The 18,100-nt window shown below is 65.6% G+C and carries 15 protein-coding genes; 1 reads left to right on the top strand and 14 read right to left on the bottom strand.

Annotated elements, in window-relative coordinates; all coding sequences use genetic code 11:
- Nucleotides 1-56 precede the first annotated feature (56 nt).
- The 12 genes from R5H29_RS19580 to R5H29_RS19525 all read right to left on the bottom strand — a co-directional run bounded on the left by R5H29_RS19580 (nucleotide 57) and on the right by R5H29_RS19525 (nucleotide 11,076).
- Nucleotides 57-731, bottom strand: coding sequence for a molecular chaperone (locus tag R5H29_RS19580; RefSeq protein ID WP_332329680.1), 675 nt, complete (start codon nucleotides 729-731; stop codon nucleotides 57-59).
- Between the two features lie 63 nt (nucleotides 732-794).
- Nucleotides 795-1,838, bottom strand: coding sequence for a fimbrial protein (locus R5H29_RS19575; RefSeq protein WP_332329679.1), 1,044 nt, complete (start codon nucleotides 1,836-1,838; stop codon nucleotides 795-797).
- Between the two features lie 124 nt (nucleotides 1,839-1,962).
- The gene (locus R5H29_RS19570; protein ID WP_332329678.1) at nucleotides 1,963-2,685 is read right to left on the bottom strand and encodes a molecular chaperone; all 723 of its coding nucleotides are present in this window, start codon (nucleotides 2,683-2,685) and stop codon (nucleotides 1,963-1,965) included.
- A gap of 29 nt (nucleotides 2,686-2,714) precedes the next feature.
- A complete protein-coding gene (locus tag R5H29_RS19565) occupies nucleotides 2,715-3,662 on the bottom strand; it encodes a fimbrial protein (RefSeq protein ID WP_332329677.1) in 948 nt (315 codons plus the stop codon).
- A 91-nt stretch (nucleotides 3,663-3,753) separates the two neighbouring features.
- Nucleotides 3,754-6,336 (bottom strand): fimbria/pilus outer membrane usher protein, encoded by a 2,583-nt coding sequence (locus tag R5H29_RS19560; protein ID WP_332329676.1) that lies wholly within the window; start codon nucleotides 6,334-6,336, stop codon nucleotides 3,754-3,756.
- A gap of 80 nt (nucleotides 6,337-6,416) precedes the next feature.
- Complete coding sequence (locus R5H29_RS19555; protein ID WP_332329675.1) at nucleotides 6,417-7,166, bottom strand: fimbria/pilus periplasmic chaperone; 750 nt, start codon at nucleotides 7,164-7,166, stop codon at nucleotides 6,417-6,419.
- A gap of 59 nt (nucleotides 7,167-7,225) precedes the next feature.
- Entirely contained in the window at nucleotides 7,226-7,780 is a 555-nt protein-coding gene (locus R5H29_RS19550; protein WP_332329674.1) for a fimbrial protein, read from the bottom strand.
- Between the two features lie 168 nt (nucleotides 7,781-7,948).
- Nucleotides 7,949-8,632, bottom strand: coding sequence for an outer membrane beta-barrel protein (locus tag R5H29_RS19545; protein ID WP_332329673.1), 684 nt, complete (start codon nucleotides 8,630-8,632; stop codon nucleotides 7,949-7,951).
- Nucleotides 8,633-8,702: 70 nt separating this feature from the next.
- Nucleotides 8,703-9,602 carry a hypothetical protein gene (locus R5H29_RS19540; RefSeq protein ID WP_332329672.1) on the bottom strand — a complete coding sequence of 300 codons (900 nt, stop codon included), beginning with the start codon at nucleotides 9,600-9,602 and terminating at the stop codon, nucleotides 8,703-8,705.
- A 171-nt stretch (nucleotides 9,603-9,773) separates the two neighbouring features.
- The gene (locus R5H29_RS19535; RefSeq protein WP_332329671.1) at nucleotides 9,774-9,950 is read right to left on the bottom strand and encodes a hypothetical protein; all 177 of its coding nucleotides are present in this window, start codon (nucleotides 9,948-9,950) and stop codon (nucleotides 9,774-9,776) included.
- A gap of 135 nt (nucleotides 9,951-10,085) precedes the next feature.
- Nucleotides 10,086-10,403 carry a hypothetical protein gene (locus tag R5H29_RS19530; RefSeq protein WP_332329670.1) on the bottom strand — a complete coding sequence of 106 codons (318 nt, stop codon included), beginning with the start codon at nucleotides 10,401-10,403 and terminating at the stop codon, nucleotides 10,086-10,088.
- Nucleotides 10,396-11,076, bottom strand: coding sequence for a response regulator transcription factor (locus tag R5H29_RS19525; RefSeq protein ID WP_332329669.1), 681 nt, complete (start codon nucleotides 11,074-11,076; stop codon nucleotides 10,396-10,398). The genes R5H29_RS19530 and R5H29_RS19525 overlap by 8 nt, the downstream gene beginning before the upstream one ends.
- A gap of 77 nt (nucleotides 11,077-11,153) precedes the next feature.
- On the opposite strand from R5H29_RS19525, the gene R5H29_RS19520 reads away from it, so the two are divergent.
- Nucleotides 11,154-11,801, top strand: a complete 648-nt coding sequence (locus R5H29_RS19520; RefSeq protein ID WP_005416690.1) for a response regulator transcription factor — start codon at nucleotides 11,154-11,156, stop codon at nucleotides 11,799-11,801.
- A gap of 23 nt (nucleotides 11,802-11,824) precedes the next feature.
- Here the strand turns inward: R5H29_RS19520 and R5H29_RS19515 are convergent, their stop codons facing one another.
- The gene (locus tag R5H29_RS19515; protein ID WP_332329668.1) at nucleotides 11,825-15,196 is read right to left on the bottom strand and encodes an ATP-binding protein; all 3,372 of its coding nucleotides are present in this window, start codon (nucleotides 15,194-15,196) and stop codon (nucleotides 11,825-11,827) included.
- 32 nt (nucleotides 15,197-15,228) lie between these two features.
- The gene (locus R5H29_RS19510) at nucleotides 15,229-17,895 is read right to left on the bottom strand and encodes an ATP-binding protein (protein ID WP_332329667.1); all 2,667 of its coding nucleotides are present in this window, start codon (nucleotides 17,893-17,895) and stop codon (nucleotides 15,229-15,231) included.
- Nucleotides 17,896-18,100: the final 205 nt, after the last annotated feature.

The raw sequence follows: 18,100 nt of genomic DNA, 5'->3' as shown, positions 1-18,100 counted from the left end.
CACGGGCAAGCCGATGCCGACATGTCCACGCCCTCAGTGCCGTCAGAGCGTCCGCGTCAGAGCGTCCGCGTCACCGCATGCAGCACGCCATCATCGTCCACCCACTCATAGCGCACCGCCGTCAGCGGGCCGGCAAACCCCTCGGGCAGCGCCAATGTCCGGCTCTCACCCGGGGCCAGGTAGAACGCGTCCACCGCCCGCTCGCCGGACGCGGAGACCAATGTCATACCCGCCAGGTTGAAGTAGTGCCGTGCCGCATTGCGCAGCGCCAGCCCGCCCGCGCCTGCTGCCATGCTCACCTGGCCGTCAGGATTCACCGGCGCCCCGAGCCCCTGCGGGCGGTACAACAGCTTCATGCGGAGGCGGATGGCCACCTGCACTACGTTGTCACCGTCCTTGGCCTCGCGTGCGGGTACATCCACCACGTTCAGCCAGTACAGGTGCTCGTGGTCGCCCGTCGGCAGCCGCGGTGCGATGCCTCTTATCCGCAGTGCGTGGGATGCACCGGGGTCCAGCCGCAACATCGGGCGATCAAGCACGAACGGCGCTGCGGAGGCTTCCGGGGTCTGCTGAAGGTTTCCGTCGGCCACCCATGCCTGCACCAGCGACGCGCGTTCGCCGTCATTCTTCAATCGCAGCGCCGCCTCACGCTGGCCTGCTGCATAGATCAACCGCGTGCCTTCCACGGTCACGTCGGCCTGCGCGCCAGGCGCGAGGAACAGCAGCCACAAGGCGCTGCTCCAGCAGGCCGCGCGCAATCCAGTCTTTGCTTGCACGTGATAGGGCATGAGGCCTCAGGGGAAGGTCAGACTGAAGGTCAGCCCCGCGTTGGCGGGGCCGGGCGTGATGGCCGGAAGTGTCTGCCGATAGCGCACACCAAATGTCTTGCGCAGGATCTCGGCGTTGGCCGAGCCCCGGCCAAACTCATCGGACCCATAGAAGCGCATCGGCGAACCATCGCCGTTGAGGAACTGATAGCCCACGCCGACCACGCCACCGCTGGCCTCGGCGATGCCCTGCGCGGCATCCAGCACCGCCGTGGTGGGAACCACCTGATAGTCAACCCGCCCGACACCGGCTTCGCAGTCGAGCACCAGTTGATAGCTGCGCTCGCCGGCGATGGACCCCACGCCGGTGAACGCCGCCACCGGCACGAAACCCATGTTGACCTCCTGCGTGCGCATGCGGCAGCTGGGGCGGTCCTGCACCTTCAGGGTCGTTGCACCTACCCACAGCTGATGCCGCAGTGGACCGGCGCCGCCTTCATACAGGCGTGACTCGATCACCATTTCCCGCGTGCTGGTAGCGCTGCCGTAGGCGATGTTGCCGGTACGGATGTACTTCACCTTCAGCCGCGCCCCCACCGGCCCGGTGCCGCTGTCGCCGGCATGCAGCACCACCTCGTCGTAGCCCAGTGCTGATGGGCGTCCGCGGGTACTGCGATCGAATTCCGCCAGGAAGGCCATGCCGACCCCCGCAACCCCGGTCTCATACACCACATACTCTGCGCCGCTTTCGTGATAGCGCTCACGGATGAACCCGCCGTGCGTCTCCATCCGGTAGTCGATGGAGACGTTCGAATCACAGCGGAACTCGCCGCTGGATGCGCCGCTATTGACGGGCAGCCACGGTGTAAGGCCCGCGCCTACGGGAACGTCGCGCGCGGTGAACTCCACCAGTGCGGGTGGTTGGAAGTCCGTGTGGCCGCCACCGCCGCTGCAGGAGGCCGCCATGGCGATGCCAGGCGCGAGCACACAGGGGACCAGCAAAAGCCCTAGACGCACGACTGGCCGCCGCGCAGGAGCCTCGTTCAGAACCTCGCCAGCGGGTGGGTCCATAGCCAGGAACGTGCCGCCTCAAACCGTGATGCCGAAGGGTATACCCTCCTGCACGTCGCCTGCGCAAGTCCGGCGCGGCCCGGCGCGTTGACAGTCCCGGTTGCCGCCCGCCTGCAGCTCCCCCCTACCCCGCGTGGCCCAGGTCGCGAACGATCGGCAGCAGGCGGCCGTCATCATCGATCCAGTTCAAGCGCGCACTCAGCTGTCCGTCCGGGGCATCGCCGGGTATCGGAATCGCGACGTTGCCGAACGGTGCCACATGGGGGTTGCCCAAGCGGGTATCGCCCGACGCGTGCACCAACGTTACGTCGCCCAGGTTCAGGTAGTACGGCGTCGGATTGGTCACGACCAGGGATCGCGCCGCGCCCTCGCGCCGCAACTGCACCGCGACCGCCTCTGCCCGCTTCACGCTTGGCGCCGGAAGGCCTTCAGGCCGGTACAGCAGCTTGTAGATGCTGCGCACCGGCAATTCGAGCCGATCGCCTTGCGCGAGGTCCGAACGTGATGAAATGGTGTGCACGTTCAACCAGTACAGGTGCTCGCGCGCATCGGTGGGCGCGCGCGTTTCCAGCACCCTGATGCGCAGCGGCTTGTCCTTGCCGGGGTCAATCCGCATCAACGGTGGCGCCATCGCAAATGGTGCAGCTGACTGCTCCGGCGGCTGATTCGGGTCACCTTCGGCAATCCACGCCTGTACCAGCACTGGCACCTCGCCCATGTTGTGCAGCGGTACGGTTACCGCGCCCTGTTCGGCCCGGATGACGACGCGGGTGCTGGGCAGAGCAACCTGCGCTGCGGCCTCACCCATGCTGCTCAGCAGCAGGCAGGCCACCAGCACCCGTGCCACCGTCATGCCGCAGGCTGCCAGTCGACGGCTCATGGGTAGGCCATCACGATGGAAATGGAGGCGTTCGCATTGCCCGGCACGATATCAGCGGCATTACCGACCGTCTGCACATAGCGCGCCTCGAACGTGCGTCGCAGCTCACCGGCCGCATCGCCGCTGTGGCCGAACGGCCTGAGCGTGTCGAACGGAATCGGCGTTCCGCCCACGTCCGTCATCTGCAGCGCGATGCCCTTTGCCCCACCACTGACTTCAACCAATCCCCGATCACGATCAAGCAGCGGGCTGGCCGCGTTCTCTTCGAGGTAGAACAGGACATCACCGACCTTCTCCTCACAGTCCAGCACGATATCGAAGGTACGCGGTGCACTGTGGCTGTAGCGCGTCGAGAACTCCGTCTGCAGCGCACGGCCCATGTTCACCGATGTGTTCCTGGGATAGCAGAGTTTCCGGTAGACGCCTTCTATCGAAGTTGCGGCCAGCAGAAGCCTATCCCCGGTAGACACGCTGGTGGTGTCGCGCAGAACGAAGTCCGCCGCAGCGACGTCCGGAACAACCAGGTTGCCCTCAGGAATATCGCCGACCTTGATGAAGCGGATTCTCAGATCGAGCGTCGGCCAATGCCGGATGCGGACGTTTGAGTTGGTAAAGCCTGCAACCACCGGCTGATAGTCAATGCCGTCTTCCCGTGCCTCGTCCCGGAATGCCATGACGAAGCCAAGTCCTGGGACACCCGTCTCATAGATCGAATAGGTAGTCCGGCCCTCGGTGTAGTTCCCCAGGGTGGTGGCACGGCCAGTCACTTCGAGCCACCCATAGTCGGTGCAGCCACCGACGTCATTGACGGACGACAGGTTGTACCACGACGAAACCGGCCTGCCGACCTGAGTCCCGTTGACTGTGAGCCGAACGCCGGTGAGGGTAGCGCGACCAGGCTTCCCGAAGTCGCAACGCGCCATGGCTGGAGCAGCGATACTCATGGCGACCACCGCCATCATGGGAAGCAGTCCCCGCTTGGTCCATTTCCGTACGTGAAATCTCATGTTACGTGTCCTCTACGCCGAAAGTAATTCATTCAGCCGCAAGCTGAGCCTGATCCCCCGATGGCAGCACACAAGCCGCAACCAGAAGATCGGCGCCCTGGCTGTCGCGCAGGTCATAAGGAATGCGGCACTGCGCACCTTCACCTGCCCCGTGTGCAACAAAGAGCTCGCCCTGCTCATCCAGGCCGCGCACCCAGAGCCGGCTGCCCTGCCCCACCACGCCCACCACGTCGCCCTGTGAATTGAGCACATCGGTGCCGAAGGGCAACGCAGTGCCGTCCGGCAGCCGCGCTTCGATCAGTGCGTTGCGGCCCACGGCGGTCGGCAGCACCATCTTCACCACCGCACCCGCGTTGGGGATGGCAGACACGGAACCGGCACTCAGCTCGACGTCCAGTGACAGGTCACTGGGGTCCACGCCCAACTCGTTGCGGCGGAACGGGCTCAGGTGCGGTACCACGGCATAGCCACGCGAGTCGGTCTTCACGCCGGTGGCGCTGTCGATCTTGGCGCCCGCCGCACCCGGCACATGCACCAGGCCAACGGTCTCACCCAGGCGCTGGGCCAGCGTGATGCCGCCACCGTGCACCACCAGGCCGCCGCTGGCGCCCAGCGAGAGCCTGCTGCTCTGCGTTGAGCGGTTGAAGGAACCGGTGACGTGTGCCACCGGCAGCTGATAGTTGGCACTTACGCCGTAGCTGGAACGGTCGCCGTCGCGATTGAGTGAGGCGCTGTAGCTGCCCAGGCCGGTGTCACCAAGGGATCCGATCACGCCCACGCCATAGCCGCTGCGCCCGCTGCTGTCGCGGCTTGAATTCACATCCAGGCGCGGCGCGCTGGCCGGTACGCCCAGCGGTACGTTGACGCTGAGGTACACGCTGTTGGTGGCCTTCGCCGCGTCGCTGGAGAACAGCGACGATTCCAGCGTACGGCGGGCGCTGATCGTATAGCTGGCGCGCCCGATGCGGCTGCCATAGCCCAGCGAGAAGCTGGTCTGGCGTCGGTTCTGGTCCCAGTAGTCACTGGTGCTGCCGGTGAAGGTCAGCTGGCCTTTGCCGTCCTGCAGGCGCTGGTTGACGGTCAGGTCCAGGCGGCTGCGTTGGCGCCCCACGATGTCATAGCCAGCCTCCTGGCCTACATTGCCACGCAGGCGCATGGCGTCGGCCAAGGTCAGGAAGTCGCTGGTCGAATAGCGGTAGGCCGCCATCGTGATGTTGGTGTTGTCGTCGAACAGCGCCTTGTTGTATGCAACGCGGTAGGATTGGCCACGGCGACGCTCGACGCCGCCGTCGATGCCCGGAATCCGCGCGTCGCTGAAGGTGACATCGCCGGAGAACGCACCGATGGGCGTCGACCAGGCACCGCCCAGCACCAGCCCGGTATAGCCCGACGCTGCCGTGGTACCCGCATAGCCGGTGAACCGGTTGCTCACGCCCCGGCGCAGCGTCGCCTCAATGAAGCGCGGCTTCTGCACGAACTGGTCGTCACGCAATTCACCGGCGGTGATGCTGTAGCGCTGCTGGCCAGGGCGCAGCAGCTGCGGCATGGCGGTGAACGGCACCACGAAGCGCTCGATGCGGCCATCGGCCTCGGTAACCTCCACCTCGATGTCGCCACTGGAACCATAGATCTGCAGGTCGTCAATCTCAAAGGGACCCGGCGCGACGCTGGTCTCGTGAATCACGAAGCCGCGCTGGCGGATGGTTACCCGTGCATTGGTCTGCGCGACGCCGCGCACCACGGGCGCGAAATTGCTGGCACCATCCGGCAACATGCGCGGATCGGTGGTGATGTTCGCACCACGGTAGTTCACGCCCTGCAGCATGTCACCGCTGGTGGAGGACTCACCTACCGTCAACTGCGCATTCAACGACGGCACATTGCGCTGCAGGTAGCTTCGCCCGGCCGCATAGCGCACGCCATCGTCATTGCTGTGGTGCAGATAGCCACTATGGCGCAGCCGCCATTGCCCCAGGTTCAGGCCGGCATCCACGGTCATGCTGGTGCTCTGGCTCTCCGTGCCACCGTTGCGATAGCGATCGTGGCTAAGGCCGTAGCCCAGCGTGGCGGCAGTGATGCCCTGGTCCCACCTGGCCGGGTCTATCCAGCCACGCGGGGTGCGGCTCAGATAGATCTGCGGAATGCTGATCAGCAGCGTCTGTTCGCCAACATCGAACTCACTCGTTGCACCCGGAATGAAGGCGTCCAGGCGTTCGCAACTGGACTCCGCCGGCAGCGGCTGCAGGGTGCCTGCGACATCGTCGACAGAGGCACGCTCGGCCTCCAGCCGCTTCTCGTCCAGGCCCATCAGTTCAAAGAGCGCTGCATCGAAGCAGATGCGCACCTCATCGTCCTGGGCAACACGGGCGACGATATCCCGTCGGTCAACGACCTGGCCGTTGATGCTGATATCTGCGTTGTAGGTGCCCGGCAGAAGATCGCCACGCTCGAACCGACTGAGGTCTACATGCTCACCGCCCATGCCGAACAGCAGATCGGGATTGAACTCCACCTTCGGCGCGGCCCATGCGGACATCGGCAGCAGCGCGGCCACCACTGCGGCCGCCAATGGGCGACGGCAGAGCGAGTTGTGCATGGCATGTCGAGTCATGGTCATGGTCCAGTGTTCGGGCAAGGCGCTGCCAGCCCAGGCGGAGCCCAGGTGGAGCACGTCAGCGGGGGTACGACGGATCAGTTCGTGGTCAGCGGCATCGTGCGTTCGACAACGCCACCGTGGTCATTGATGTACTTGAAGGTGACCGTACCGGTTGGAGTTGACGCGGCACCCGGCAACGGAAACACTTGCTTGGAATAGGGGCGAAGCATGTCAACATCGTTGGCATCGGTCTTGCGGCCATTCACGGTTACCGATGCCTTGACCGTGCTCACGTTGAAGGGGCTGTTGTTGTCTGCCTGCAGCGCCCAGCCCTGGCCTTGAGGCACGACAGACCAGCGGAGACTGTCGATGGCGCTCGCAGCATTGAGCTTGCTGATCGACTGGGGCCGGTAGAACAGCTTGAGCCGGTTGCGGATGACAATGTTGAGCACGCCCCCAGGCTTCGATTCGCCCGCGGTGGTAGCCGGAATCTCGGCAAGGGTGAGCGTGAAGGCACTCTCGCGGTCCTGCGGCAGTTCCGCGCCGACATGGCGCAAGCGGAACACCTGGCCCTTCCCTTCGTCGATCCGGACCACCGGCGGCAGCATTGCGAACGGTGCATGGCTGTCCGAGGGCGAGGTTCGGGCGCCATACGCACTGGTCCACGCTTGTACCAGCACCGGGCCGGTCCCTGCATTACGCGCCCGCACACTTACTTCCTTCGCTCCGGCTGGATAGATCACCCGGCTGGATTCAACAACAACCTTTGCTCCAGCCAACGGTGCGACCAGAAGCGCAGTTGTAGTCAACGCGCAATGCATCAGCATTCGATTGTTGAAGCGCATGGAAAAGGCCCTCCAGACTCGGGGCATGCCGGGGGCCCAAACGCCCCCGGCAGCACGGATCAGTAGTTGTCGACGTCGAAGGCCAGCTTTCCGCTGAAGTCACCTTCGGTCAGGTCGGCTGCGGTCGGGTTGTGATAGCGGGCGATCAGGTTGTATTCGAACTTGCTGGACGCCTTGGTACGCACCAGACTGACGTCATTGCTGTCGCTCAGATCGATCACGCGGTCGCCATTGTCCGCATCCAGCAACTTGACCACCGCGCTGGTCGGACTGCCGGTTTCCATGTTCTCGATCATGCCGTCTGCGGTCAGGTTGCTTGTGGCCGTATCGATGTACAGGCGCGCGTTGTCCTTGCTGCAGGTTGCAGTGCCGCTGCCTGCTGCCGTGAGCGTGATGGTGAACGGGGTGCTACCCACGGTGTCGTCAGTCTTGAAAGCGCCCGCGTTGATCTGACGAAGCGGCACGGTAGCCGTGCTGCCGCCGCCCCCGATATCGACCGAACAGGTCGATGCGACGACCTTGCCGGTGAAGGTGATGGTGGCGTCAGCGGCGTGAGCCGAGGCAGCAGCGCCCAACGAGAGCGCGGCCGAAAGAGCGATTGCAAGCTTGTTCATGAGGTTGAATATCCAATGTTTGATAGGTGTACTGCGTTCAAGCCGCGCTATGTCTGGGCTTGACCGAAGGGCATTCCCTTCGAGAGGAAATGCTAGGGATGGCCCGCATCTGCAGGCATAGGACAACGACTAATTTTCGATCGCCAGGCTCCCTGCCCGGCGGTTGATTCAGAACGCGTACCGCAATCCCAGCGTCGCCTCCCGCGACACCAGGTCCAGCTTCATCCTTTCGTCCTGCAGGCCGCGGGCGTTGCTGAAGGTATTCCAGCCGCTTTCAGTACTCCCCAGGTCCGCATAGCGATAGCCCAGATCGACGGTGGCATTGCTGCCGGCTGCCACCGAGATGCCCACACCGAGCGACCAGGCCAGGCCGGTCCGGGTGGCCTTGGCATACCGGCGGCCTTCATTGCCCTGCCAGCCACCGGACTGCAGGTGCGACAGTCCCGCGCCGGCACTGCCATACACCGACCACGCCTCGTTGATGGCGACATCGCGGTAGACGTTGAGCATCAACCGCTGTGAGCGCACATCGTGATGGTTGTGGCTGGTGGCAAAGATGGAGGAGCCGCTGGTGTAGGTGTCGGTGCGCCGAACCACATACTCGCCTTCAGTGCGCCAGCCGTTACCGTAGGCATGTCCCAGTGCAGCCGAGCCGGTGGCGAATCGCTGTTTCTGGTCACCGGCCACGAACTGGCCGATGCCCGGCCGCGCGCTGGCATCCATGTTGCGGGCCTGGTGGTGGGCGTCAATGATGCGCACGGACGCGTAATAGCCTGCCGCGGCCTCGGCGCAGGCCGCCGATGGCAGCGCACAGGCCGCAATGGCGCACAGCGCCAGCAGAGAGGTATTCATGGGGAGTTCTTCAGGAGCAAATGAAGAGAACACGACGCAGGGCCGAACGACCCTGCGCCGATTGCGCTGCTTAGAAAACGCCGGGCCGCCAGCGGCCTTCGCTGGCGAAATAGCGGTAGGTCCTGCTGTTGAAAACAGCGCCATTGACGCTGTAGAAGTTCGAGTTCGACAGATCGGTGAACTGGATGACATCACCATCCACCGCTTCGACCGGCAGCGTCATGTTGCGTGGAGTGATCACATCTTCGGCCGGCCCGGCAAGCACGATGTCGGTCCAGCGCTGCTGCATTCTCGGCAGCTGCGCCGTGGTCGGCTGAAAGTGTGCGCGGCCGCGACGTGCGTGCCACCTGCCATCGGCACCATCAAAGACGAAGCCACAGGTCTGCGCGACAGCACAAGTCTGCTCCCCGCCAGCCACTTCCGGCCCCTTGATCGTCACGTCGTTCTGGGTGTAATTCACCAGACCCAGCACGGCACGCGCCGGAGCCTGCGGCGGCAGGCCGATACTGGAGACGTTCCTGGTGACATGTAGGTCGATGAGGGTCTTATCAGTCGCCGGCGCTTGGGCGTGCGGGCCGTCTCTCAGCACGATGCGCGTTTCATCCGTGCCGTGGCCAGCTGCGTACCAACGCCCCAGGACATCACTCTTTGTGAACACGAAGCTGCTCAGGCGCGTCGCCGGAATGTAGACCATATCGGCCACGCTGGTGCCTGCGGCGTCCAACATGGCATCGCGACGGCCTGCCACCGAAGTCAACACGACCTGGTCGAGATTGCGCGGATTGGCCGGCAGCTTCAGATCAGCCACGAAATCACTGTCTGAAATTTCGAAGAACAACGTGCTGTAGCCCGACGGCATGGCACCGCTACCACCATTGGACTTAGGGGTCAGATGGGCTTCGGCGGCACTGGCGGCAAACGGGGCCAGGCACAGGAGGGTGGCGGCACACAGGAGCTTGCGTGAAATCATGGTGTCTCGTGGTTCCAGTTGAGGGATACCCCCCCTTCGCACACGGGTGCGGCGGGATGGCGCCCACAACGATGCCGCCTGTACGGACGCGCATCTGTCTGACGAGTACGATTTTCACAGGTCTTTCACGCAGCTTCCGGGACGTGGAAGCGAGGGTTGTTGCGGGCAGCGTCAGCTGCACGATCCGATGCCATTCTGCAGGCCGGAATACGGGGTGCCGTTGGCCGACGGCGTGGCGCCGCTGCCGCCATGGATGTTTGGCGACAGGCAGGCATCGACGGTCTTGGCTGACGTTGCGGCGCCGGCCAGTGCGAACAGCACCGCCGCCACAAGAGAAAAGGGATTCATCAGGAGTTCTCCAGTCAAGGGATTGCCCGCAACCCTCACGGCGCATGCAGGCGCTGGCCGCTCAACAATGGAGAAGGCAGACCGGAGGATCCTTCTGACGAGTACGAGATTGCCTTCGATCAACTTCGAATTGTCTCAGCCAACCCTGCTGCTTGCCGGTGACTGTGGCACATCCTCGTGGCACCCGCACGGCTCGATCACCACGTCCGGCCACGTGCTGCGCAGCTGCCTGCGCTGTGCGGGCGAGGCATACAGGTACACATTCAGAAGGTCCAGGAATCGCTTCTGCCCTTGGGGCGACAAGCGGGAGAAGCTGGACATCAATGCGGCGATGCGAACATCGAGCAGACGCGACACGGCGGCTCCGGAATGAGAGTGAGGGGTTCCCATCACCCTATCCAGTGCAGCGGCCAGTTCCATCGGACGACGTCTGATTTGCAGGGCGTCAGTCATCTTCTTTGCTGCCGGTTCCGCGGGCCAGGCGTGCGCCCTGCGATGCAGAGACCATGCCTTCGCTCACGGCGTACTCAAAGATTTCAGCCGTGCGATCGAGCTTCAGCTTGCGCATGGCCGAGTGCTTCTGCGTGCTGATGGTCTGGCGGCTGCGCTGCAGCTGTGCGGCGATTTCCTTCTGCGACTTGCCTTCGGCAATCAACCGCACCACTTCGGCCTCGCGCTTGGTCAGCACCGCCGGTGGCGCATCATCATCATCGCCCAACTGGTGGCGCACGTCGCGCGAGAGGTAGCGCACGCCCTGCTTGGCGCAGCGGATCGCCTCGGCCAATTCGTCGATGGGGTCGGTCTTGGCCACGATGCAGTTCACCCCTGCCCTGCGGATGCTGCTCAGAACCTGCCGGCCGCCGACGGCGGTCAGCACCACCAGCGGGACGGCGGCGAAGCGGCGGCGCAGGAAGCCTACGAGGGCGACACCGTCACCATACTGCCCTCCGGGCATCGAGAAATCGGTGACCGCCACATCCACCGGAAAGCGGCCCATCGCCTCGATCAATGCCGTAGAATCCTCTACGCTCGCTACGACCTTGATGTCGGCTACCTTGTCCAATGCTTCGCGCACGCCAGCAAGGATGACAGGATGGTCATCGGCAATAACGATACGGATACTCATGGTGCGTTCTCCTTGAAGCGGTTCGTGTTTCCTGCTGCGCTGCCAGCCATCCCGTTTACGACCGGACAGTTCCCCTCATGATCCAGCTCGCCATCCGTGTTGCGCTCGCCGACGATCATCCGGTCATACGACTGGGCGTGCAGAGCGCGCTGGACCAGGCGCCCGCCATCCACTGCATCGGTGCGGTGGAAGACTCGACGGCGCTGGTGGCGCTGCTGGAACAGGCGGACTGCGATGTGGTGGTGACCGACTACGCGATGCCTGGTGGTGCGTATGGCGATGGCCTGGAGCTGCTGGCGTACCTGCAGCAGCATTTCGCACAGCTGCGCATTGTGGTGATGACCGGCCTGGACCAGCCCAGCCTGCTCAACCGGCTGGACGCCCTGGGCGTGTCCGGCATCCTCAGCAAGGGCGACGACCTGCATCACGTGCAGGCTGCGGTGATGGCCGTGTATGCCCACCGCCGCTACTTTTCGCCCAGCGTGGCCGAGCTGCTGCAGCGCAAGGAGGCGCGGCGCGTGACCGAGCTGTCGCCGCGCGAAAAGGAAGTCGTCGCCCTGTTCGTCAATGGGCTGACCGTTGCCGAGATCGCTGCCCGGCTGGACCGCAGGAAGCAGACCGTCAGCACGCAGAAAATGAATGCCATGCGCAAGCTCAACGCCACCAATGACGCCGAGCTGCACAAGTTTGCCGTTGACCTGGGCCTGAACCTGCTCGGCAGCTGAGTCCGTTCGGCGCGCTGCGGGGATCACGGGGCCCCCTCCAGCGTCTGCCTGTACTGGTCCAGGCGCACCTGCAACGCGTGCTGCAGGGCATCCAGTGCCTGGGCATCGACCGTCTCGCCGTCACGCAACGCACGTTCGATGACGCCGCACTGCTCGGCCAGCGTCTTCTCGCCCAGCATCTGCAGTGCGCCCTTGAAGGCATGCACGCGTTCCAGCAGGCGCTGCGCATCGCCATCTGCACGGGCCTGTGCAATCGCACGCAGGTCCTTGTCACCGGTTTCGACGAAGATGCGGCGGATCGCGGGCGACACGGTCGCTGTGGGCGTAGCCGCGTCCATGGCGGGCGTTGCATCCACACGCACCCGGGTCAGTCCGGCTTCCAGGCGGTCCAGGTTCAAGGGTTTCAGCAGCAGGTCGTCGATGCCGGCCGCCAGGCAGCGCTCACGCTCACTGGCCAGCGCGGTGGCGGTGATGGCCAGGATCGGAAGCGAGTGGCCACGGCTGCGCAGTTCGCGCGCCAGCGCGTAGCCGTCCATCACCGGCATGTTGATGTCGGTCAGCACCGCCAGGTAGGTGTCGTCCTGCCACATCGCCAGGGCCGCTTGGCCGTCTTCGGCGGCGTCCACGGCAAAGCCCAGCTCCTCCAGCTGCTGCTGGATCAGTTCGCGGTTCACTGCATTGTCTTCCACCAGCAGCACCCGGCCGCGCGCGTTCGCCGCTGGAACCTTGATCGGCTGTGGCGCAGGCGCGGCGCCTTCGTCGGCCCCGATCGCCGCCAACAGCGCATCGCTGGCATAGCACGTGACTTCGGTATAGCCGCCGCGCAGTTCGGGATTCAACGGCCCCTGTGCGTAGGCCAGCACGGCATGGCGATGGGCGGCAGCCAGCTGCCGTTCCTCCTCGCGGTCCCACGGGCGGTGATCACCAATGACCAGCAGCACATCGCCACCGGTATCGGCCTGCGGATGATCCAGCACGGTGACAGCCGCACCCCACTGCACCAACAGGCGCTCGAACTCGCCGCGCCATTCCGGTGACGACGACAGCACGGTGATCCGACGCCCACGCAGCGGCTGCCGCCACGCTGCGGTCGCGGCCTGCGTGCGCACCGGCAGCCACAGGGTGAAACTGCTGCCCACGCCCACCGTGCTCTGCACCGACACCTGGCCGCCCATGGCGTGCGCCAACTGCTGGCACAGGGCCAGGCCCAGGCCACTTCCGCCGTAGCGGCGCGAGACGCTGGCATCGGCCTGCTGGAAAGGCTGGAACAACTGCTCGGCCTGTTCGGCGGTCATGCCGATGCCGGAATCCACCACCTGCACCCGGAGCTGCGATGCGCTGCCGTCGACCAGCAGTTCCGCACGCAGCAGGATGCGACCGGAGGCGGTGAACTTCACCGCGTTGCTGACCAGGTTGTTGAGGATCTGGCGTAGCCGGTGCACATCGCCGATGCAGTCCTGGCCGGCCGGTGCTTCCACCGCGAAGTACAGGCGCACGCCCTTGCGCAGGGCGTCGGGTGCGTACAGCAGGGCCACACTCTCGATCAGTGGCCGCAGCGGGAACGGGGCCAGCTCGACATCCAGCTGCCCGGCCTCGATCTTGGAGAAGTCCAGCACGTCGCTGATGATCCGCATCAGCGCGTCTGCGGAGAACCGGATGCGGTCCAGTCGCTCGCGCTGGCTCGGCTGCAGCGGCGATCGGCCGAGCAGCTCCAGATGGCCCAGCACGCCGTTGAGCGGCGTGCGGATCTCGTGGCTCATGGTGGCCACGAAGGCCGACTTGGCCCGGGTGGCGGCTTCGGCGGACTCGCGCGCGGCTTCGGAGTCCTCGCGCGCGCGGCGCAGGTTCTCTTCCAGTTCCACCTGTGCGGTGACGTCGCGCAGCGCACACACCCACACCGCTTGGTCGTGGTACCTGGCCAGCGCCAGGCTGATCTGCAGCTGGGTGGCATTGCCTTCTTCGGCCGACCAATGCAGGTCCAATGATTCGTCACCCTGCACGCCCCGCCCGGCTTCGGCCAGGCGCGCGTACAACGGCGGCACTTCACCTTCCTCGGCATCCTCCTCCTCAACGGCCCGCACCAGTTGCCGCGCGGTTTCGTTCTCAAGCAGTGGGCGGCCATTGTCGCGGGCAAGCAGCGCCAGCCCGATCGGTGCAGTACCGATGATGGCGCGGCTGAGGGCCTCGCTTTCGTAGACACGCGACGCATCGGCCAGCGCCGGTGCAAACACCCGCCGGTCGATGCGGCGCAGCAGCCACCACAGCAGGACGATGATCAACAGCGCGCTGCTCCAGCGTACCAGCAGGTAGTTGCCCTGTGCCTGCCAGATGTCGGACCAGTCGTAGACGTGGCTGAGCGTCCAGTCCACGCCGGGCAGCGCGCAGGCCAGGATGAAACGGCCGTTCCCGTAGTGGCGCACAGGCTTGGTGCCCAGCCCGCTGGCGACGGCAGCCAGTGCCAGCGCCTGCTCGTCAGCGGTGAGCCCGCCGCTGCTCAGCACCACGCGATGGTCGCCGGTGGCTACCAGGTAGCGGCCTTCCTCGCGCGCTTCCAGGCGTGCACGGATGGTATCAATGGACTCGAACACGACCCGCCTGAAATACGGGGTGGTGCCTTCGGCCATGGTCACGGTTCCCACCAGGGATGCCTGGCCATTGAACGGATTCACGGCGAAATGCGAGCGCAGGCGTCCTTCACGCGATGCCGAGCGGATCGGACCGGGGCGCGCTGCCAACCGCCGCACGTCGGGCTCGTCGCGCAGCAGCCGTGCGAAGGCCTGCTGCCGTGTCGCCACCCCAAGCGTCTGCAGCAGCTGCGCCTCATCACGCACGTTGGACACGGCCAGCAACCGCCCCTGTGGCTCGTAGGCGTAGACCATCACCGCGCCGGGAGCCTCCTGCGAGGTGATCGAATCGGCGGTGTAGGCCGAGTAGATCTCGATCATGCCCAGATAGGCGCTGAGCTCATCCGCCGGCAGCGGATTGTCGCGTAGGCCGAGCACCAGCCACGGCACCGCCGTGCGGCCTTCGGCGCGCACCAGGAGCTTCTGGTCCTGCGCCTGGAAGCGCTCGGCCAACGGTCCACCGGCGTGCTGCAGGACCGCCCGCTGGTCGCGCCAGAGCACGTCGTTGCCGTTGACCACTGTTGCGTACGCGCGATCGCGCTGGAACAGGAAGTAGTCCAGCGCGGCACGGGCTTCCATGAACGACTGGCGTTCGCGGCCATGGAACTCCTCCACGTCGGCGATGGAACTGACGACGGCCGCCAGCAGCACCAGCACGGTGATCAGGGCGCCACCGCCGACCAGCAGGCGTTTGCGCAGGCGGCGCAGGTCGTCCAGGCGTGCTTCGGCGGCCGAGCTTCCTGCGGTAGGCGCGGTTGCGGAACCTGCCATGACGTTGATCCTGACGTGGGTGCCCATGCAATTTATCCGATTGCGACATTCACTGGCGGTTCTGGCTCGCTTTGAACCAGAGCCTGATACAGCGATTCGCTGGCATAGCAGGACACCACCTGCCCCTCCCCTTGCCACTGCGGACGCAGCGGACCTTCGCGGCAGACCCGCACCCACGCACGGCCGGAGCGCAACACCCCCTCCCATTCACCCAGGCCAGGCTCGAACATCACCACCGTCGCCTCCTCGGGAAGTTCCAGCCATGGCGCCTGTGCCAGCACTTGCGGTGTGACCACCTGTGCGCCGAAGCCGCGCAGCCGCCGCTCAAGTTCGGTGCGCCACGGCCCGGCAGCGGCCAACAGGCCTACCACCCGGCCTGCCAGTGGTACGGCCGCGACCTGCGTGACCGAGGTCGCCAGCGGGGTTTCGAACGCGAAAAGGCTGCCGACCCCAGGCGTGCTTTCCACCCAGATCCGTCCGCCCATGCGTTCACAGAGCTGCTGGCACAACGCCAGGCCCAGCCCGGAGCCGCCAAATCGCGACAGGATGGTGGTGTCTGCCTGCACGAAGGGTTGGAACAGGCGGTCGCACTCTGCCTGGCTCAGGCCGATGCCGGAGTCGGTCGCCTCCAAACGCAACCAGGCCTGGGCAGCCTCGCGACGGCACGACACACCCAGCTGCACACGACCGGACGCGGTGAACTTCAGCGCATTGCTGGCCAGGTTGCGCAGCACCCGCTCGATCGCCGCCATCGGCGCCACGGCACCTTCCGGCACGTCGGCACCCACCACGCAATCGAGCTGCAGGCCCTTGGCATTGGCCATCGGGGCATACAGCAGCGCCACCCGCTCGAGCATCGCCGCCGGTGAGAAGCGCTCGGGCGTCAGTGTCCACTGGCCGGACTCGATGCGCGACAGGTCAAGCACGTCGGTGATGATGTCCATGAGTGAATCGGCGGACTGGCGCAGGCGCAGCACCCGTTCCATCGACTCTGCGGGCAGGGGCGCGCGCGCCAGCAGTTCCAGGTGGCCGATGATGCCGTGCAACGGCGTGCGGATCTCATGGCTCATCGCCGCCACGAAATGCGATTTGGCGCGGCTGCATGATTCGGCGGCAGCGGTCTGCGCTCGCTCGGCCAGCAGGGCGCGCATGTCCTCGCTGATGTCCTCCACCATCAGCAGCACCCCGCCCGGCCACGCGTGCCCGCCGCAGTGGACATGAGTACGGTGGAACAGGCGCTGCTGCGGATCGCTGGCCAGCGGCAGCTCACCGCCGAGGGTGACCGGGCCATCGGCCAGATCAGCCTGCTCCACCGCGGCACGCAGCTGTGGAATCAAGCGGCCACCACAGGCGCGATCCATCCGTTGCAAGGGACTATTGAGGTCCTGCACTTCGCCGCTGCGGGCGTCCAGCAGCGCGACCCCGACCGGGACGTACTCCAGCAGCAATCGCAGCCGCTGGTCGCGCGCATAGATGGCCTTCACCTGGCTCAACGCTGGCATGTACATGCGCTTGTGCAGCCACAGCAGGAAGACCCACAGCACGGCCAGCGCGGCGATCAGTGAGGCCACACCCGACAGCAGCATCGGCGCGATGCCACGCAGGATGTCGCGCCAGCGATAGGTTTCCACCAGCGTCCAGGGCGTGCCGTTCACCGCCAGCGCCAGGGTGAAGCGCCCGTTGTGGAAGCGTGCGCGGGTGGCATTGCCGAGCAGCACCCAGTCGACATCGGCGCTGGCAACATCATGAGCATCCTCGCGACTGGACAGCACGCGCAGGCCGTCACGGTCCAGCAGCATCAGGTGGCCCTGGCTGTTGCGGCGAAGCAGGTCCTGCAAGCGGGCCAGGGGTTCGTACGCGACGAACGTGGCAATGGGGGCGTCGCCGGCACTGGCCTGGAACACCGACACCAGCGAGGATTCGCCGCTGATCGGATGGCGGCCGAAGGTACGTTGCGGCGCGTCGCTGCGCGCCAGGCTCTCCAGCAACGGCACCTGGTCATGCAGCGAGGCCGGCGCCAGCAGCTGCGCCGGGGCCCGCAGGTGCGCGAAGATCTCTTCGCGCGAGCGCATGCCCAGCGCGTCCGCTAGGCTGCGCTCGGTCAGGCCGTTGTCCAGCGACAGGTACTGTCCGCTGGGGTCGAAGAAGTATGAAGCCCCCACTGGCTCGCCTTCATCAGAGGTGCGGGTCAGGCGTTGGATCAGCGAGACGGCGGCGCTCAGCTGCAGGTAGCGCTTCAGCTCCCGCGGCTGCCACTGCAGTGTCTGCAGGCCCAGTGCCATCTGCGGCCGGCTGCTGTCGTCGGCCACCACCAGCAGCCGCTGGCCACCCTGCAGGTACGCCTGGTACATCGCATCGGAACTGGCCTGGCCCAATCGCGCGTCGTGGCCCCAGGCGTACTCGGCCATGTTGGCCAGGCGGGCGTAGCTGGCATCCTGCCGCGCCAGCTGGATCTGCAATGCATTGTGGGCACGGCGGAAATCGGCGATGCGACGGGCCTCGTAGGCGTTCACCTGGACCACGATGAGGGTGATCAGCACGCTGATCGACAGCAGGCTGAGTACCGCCCCGCACGCCAGCATCAGCCGACGTGGGTAGCGTCGCAGTGCCAGCAGCTCGCCGCCATCGGCCGGACCCGCGCCAGCACGGGCGTGCAGGCGGTACGGGGACGCTGCGATGGCGGGACGGGACGACGGCATGGCAGAAGGCGGCGCTGGACGCACGCAGGAAGATCGGGGACGGTCAGCATGCAATCGCCCTCTCCCTATCGATGTAGGACGATGTCCAAATTCGACGATTGATATGTCGTATTCCGCCCGAATCTCTACCCCCCCCCCCCCACAATTCGTACTTGTCCGGTTTCTACACTTCCCACCCACCGCGACCCTGTTCGTCCCGAATGTC

It is taken from the genome of Stenotrophomonas sp. A3_2 (assembly GCF_036624925.1).
Taxonomy (GTDB): domain Bacteria; phylum Pseudomonadota; class Gammaproteobacteria; order Xanthomonadales; family Xanthomonadaceae; genus Stenotrophomonas; species Stenotrophomonas hibiscicola.
The sequence above is the reverse complement of the archived record's forward strand: the minus strand, read 5'-3'. Positions and strand labels throughout refer to the sequence as shown.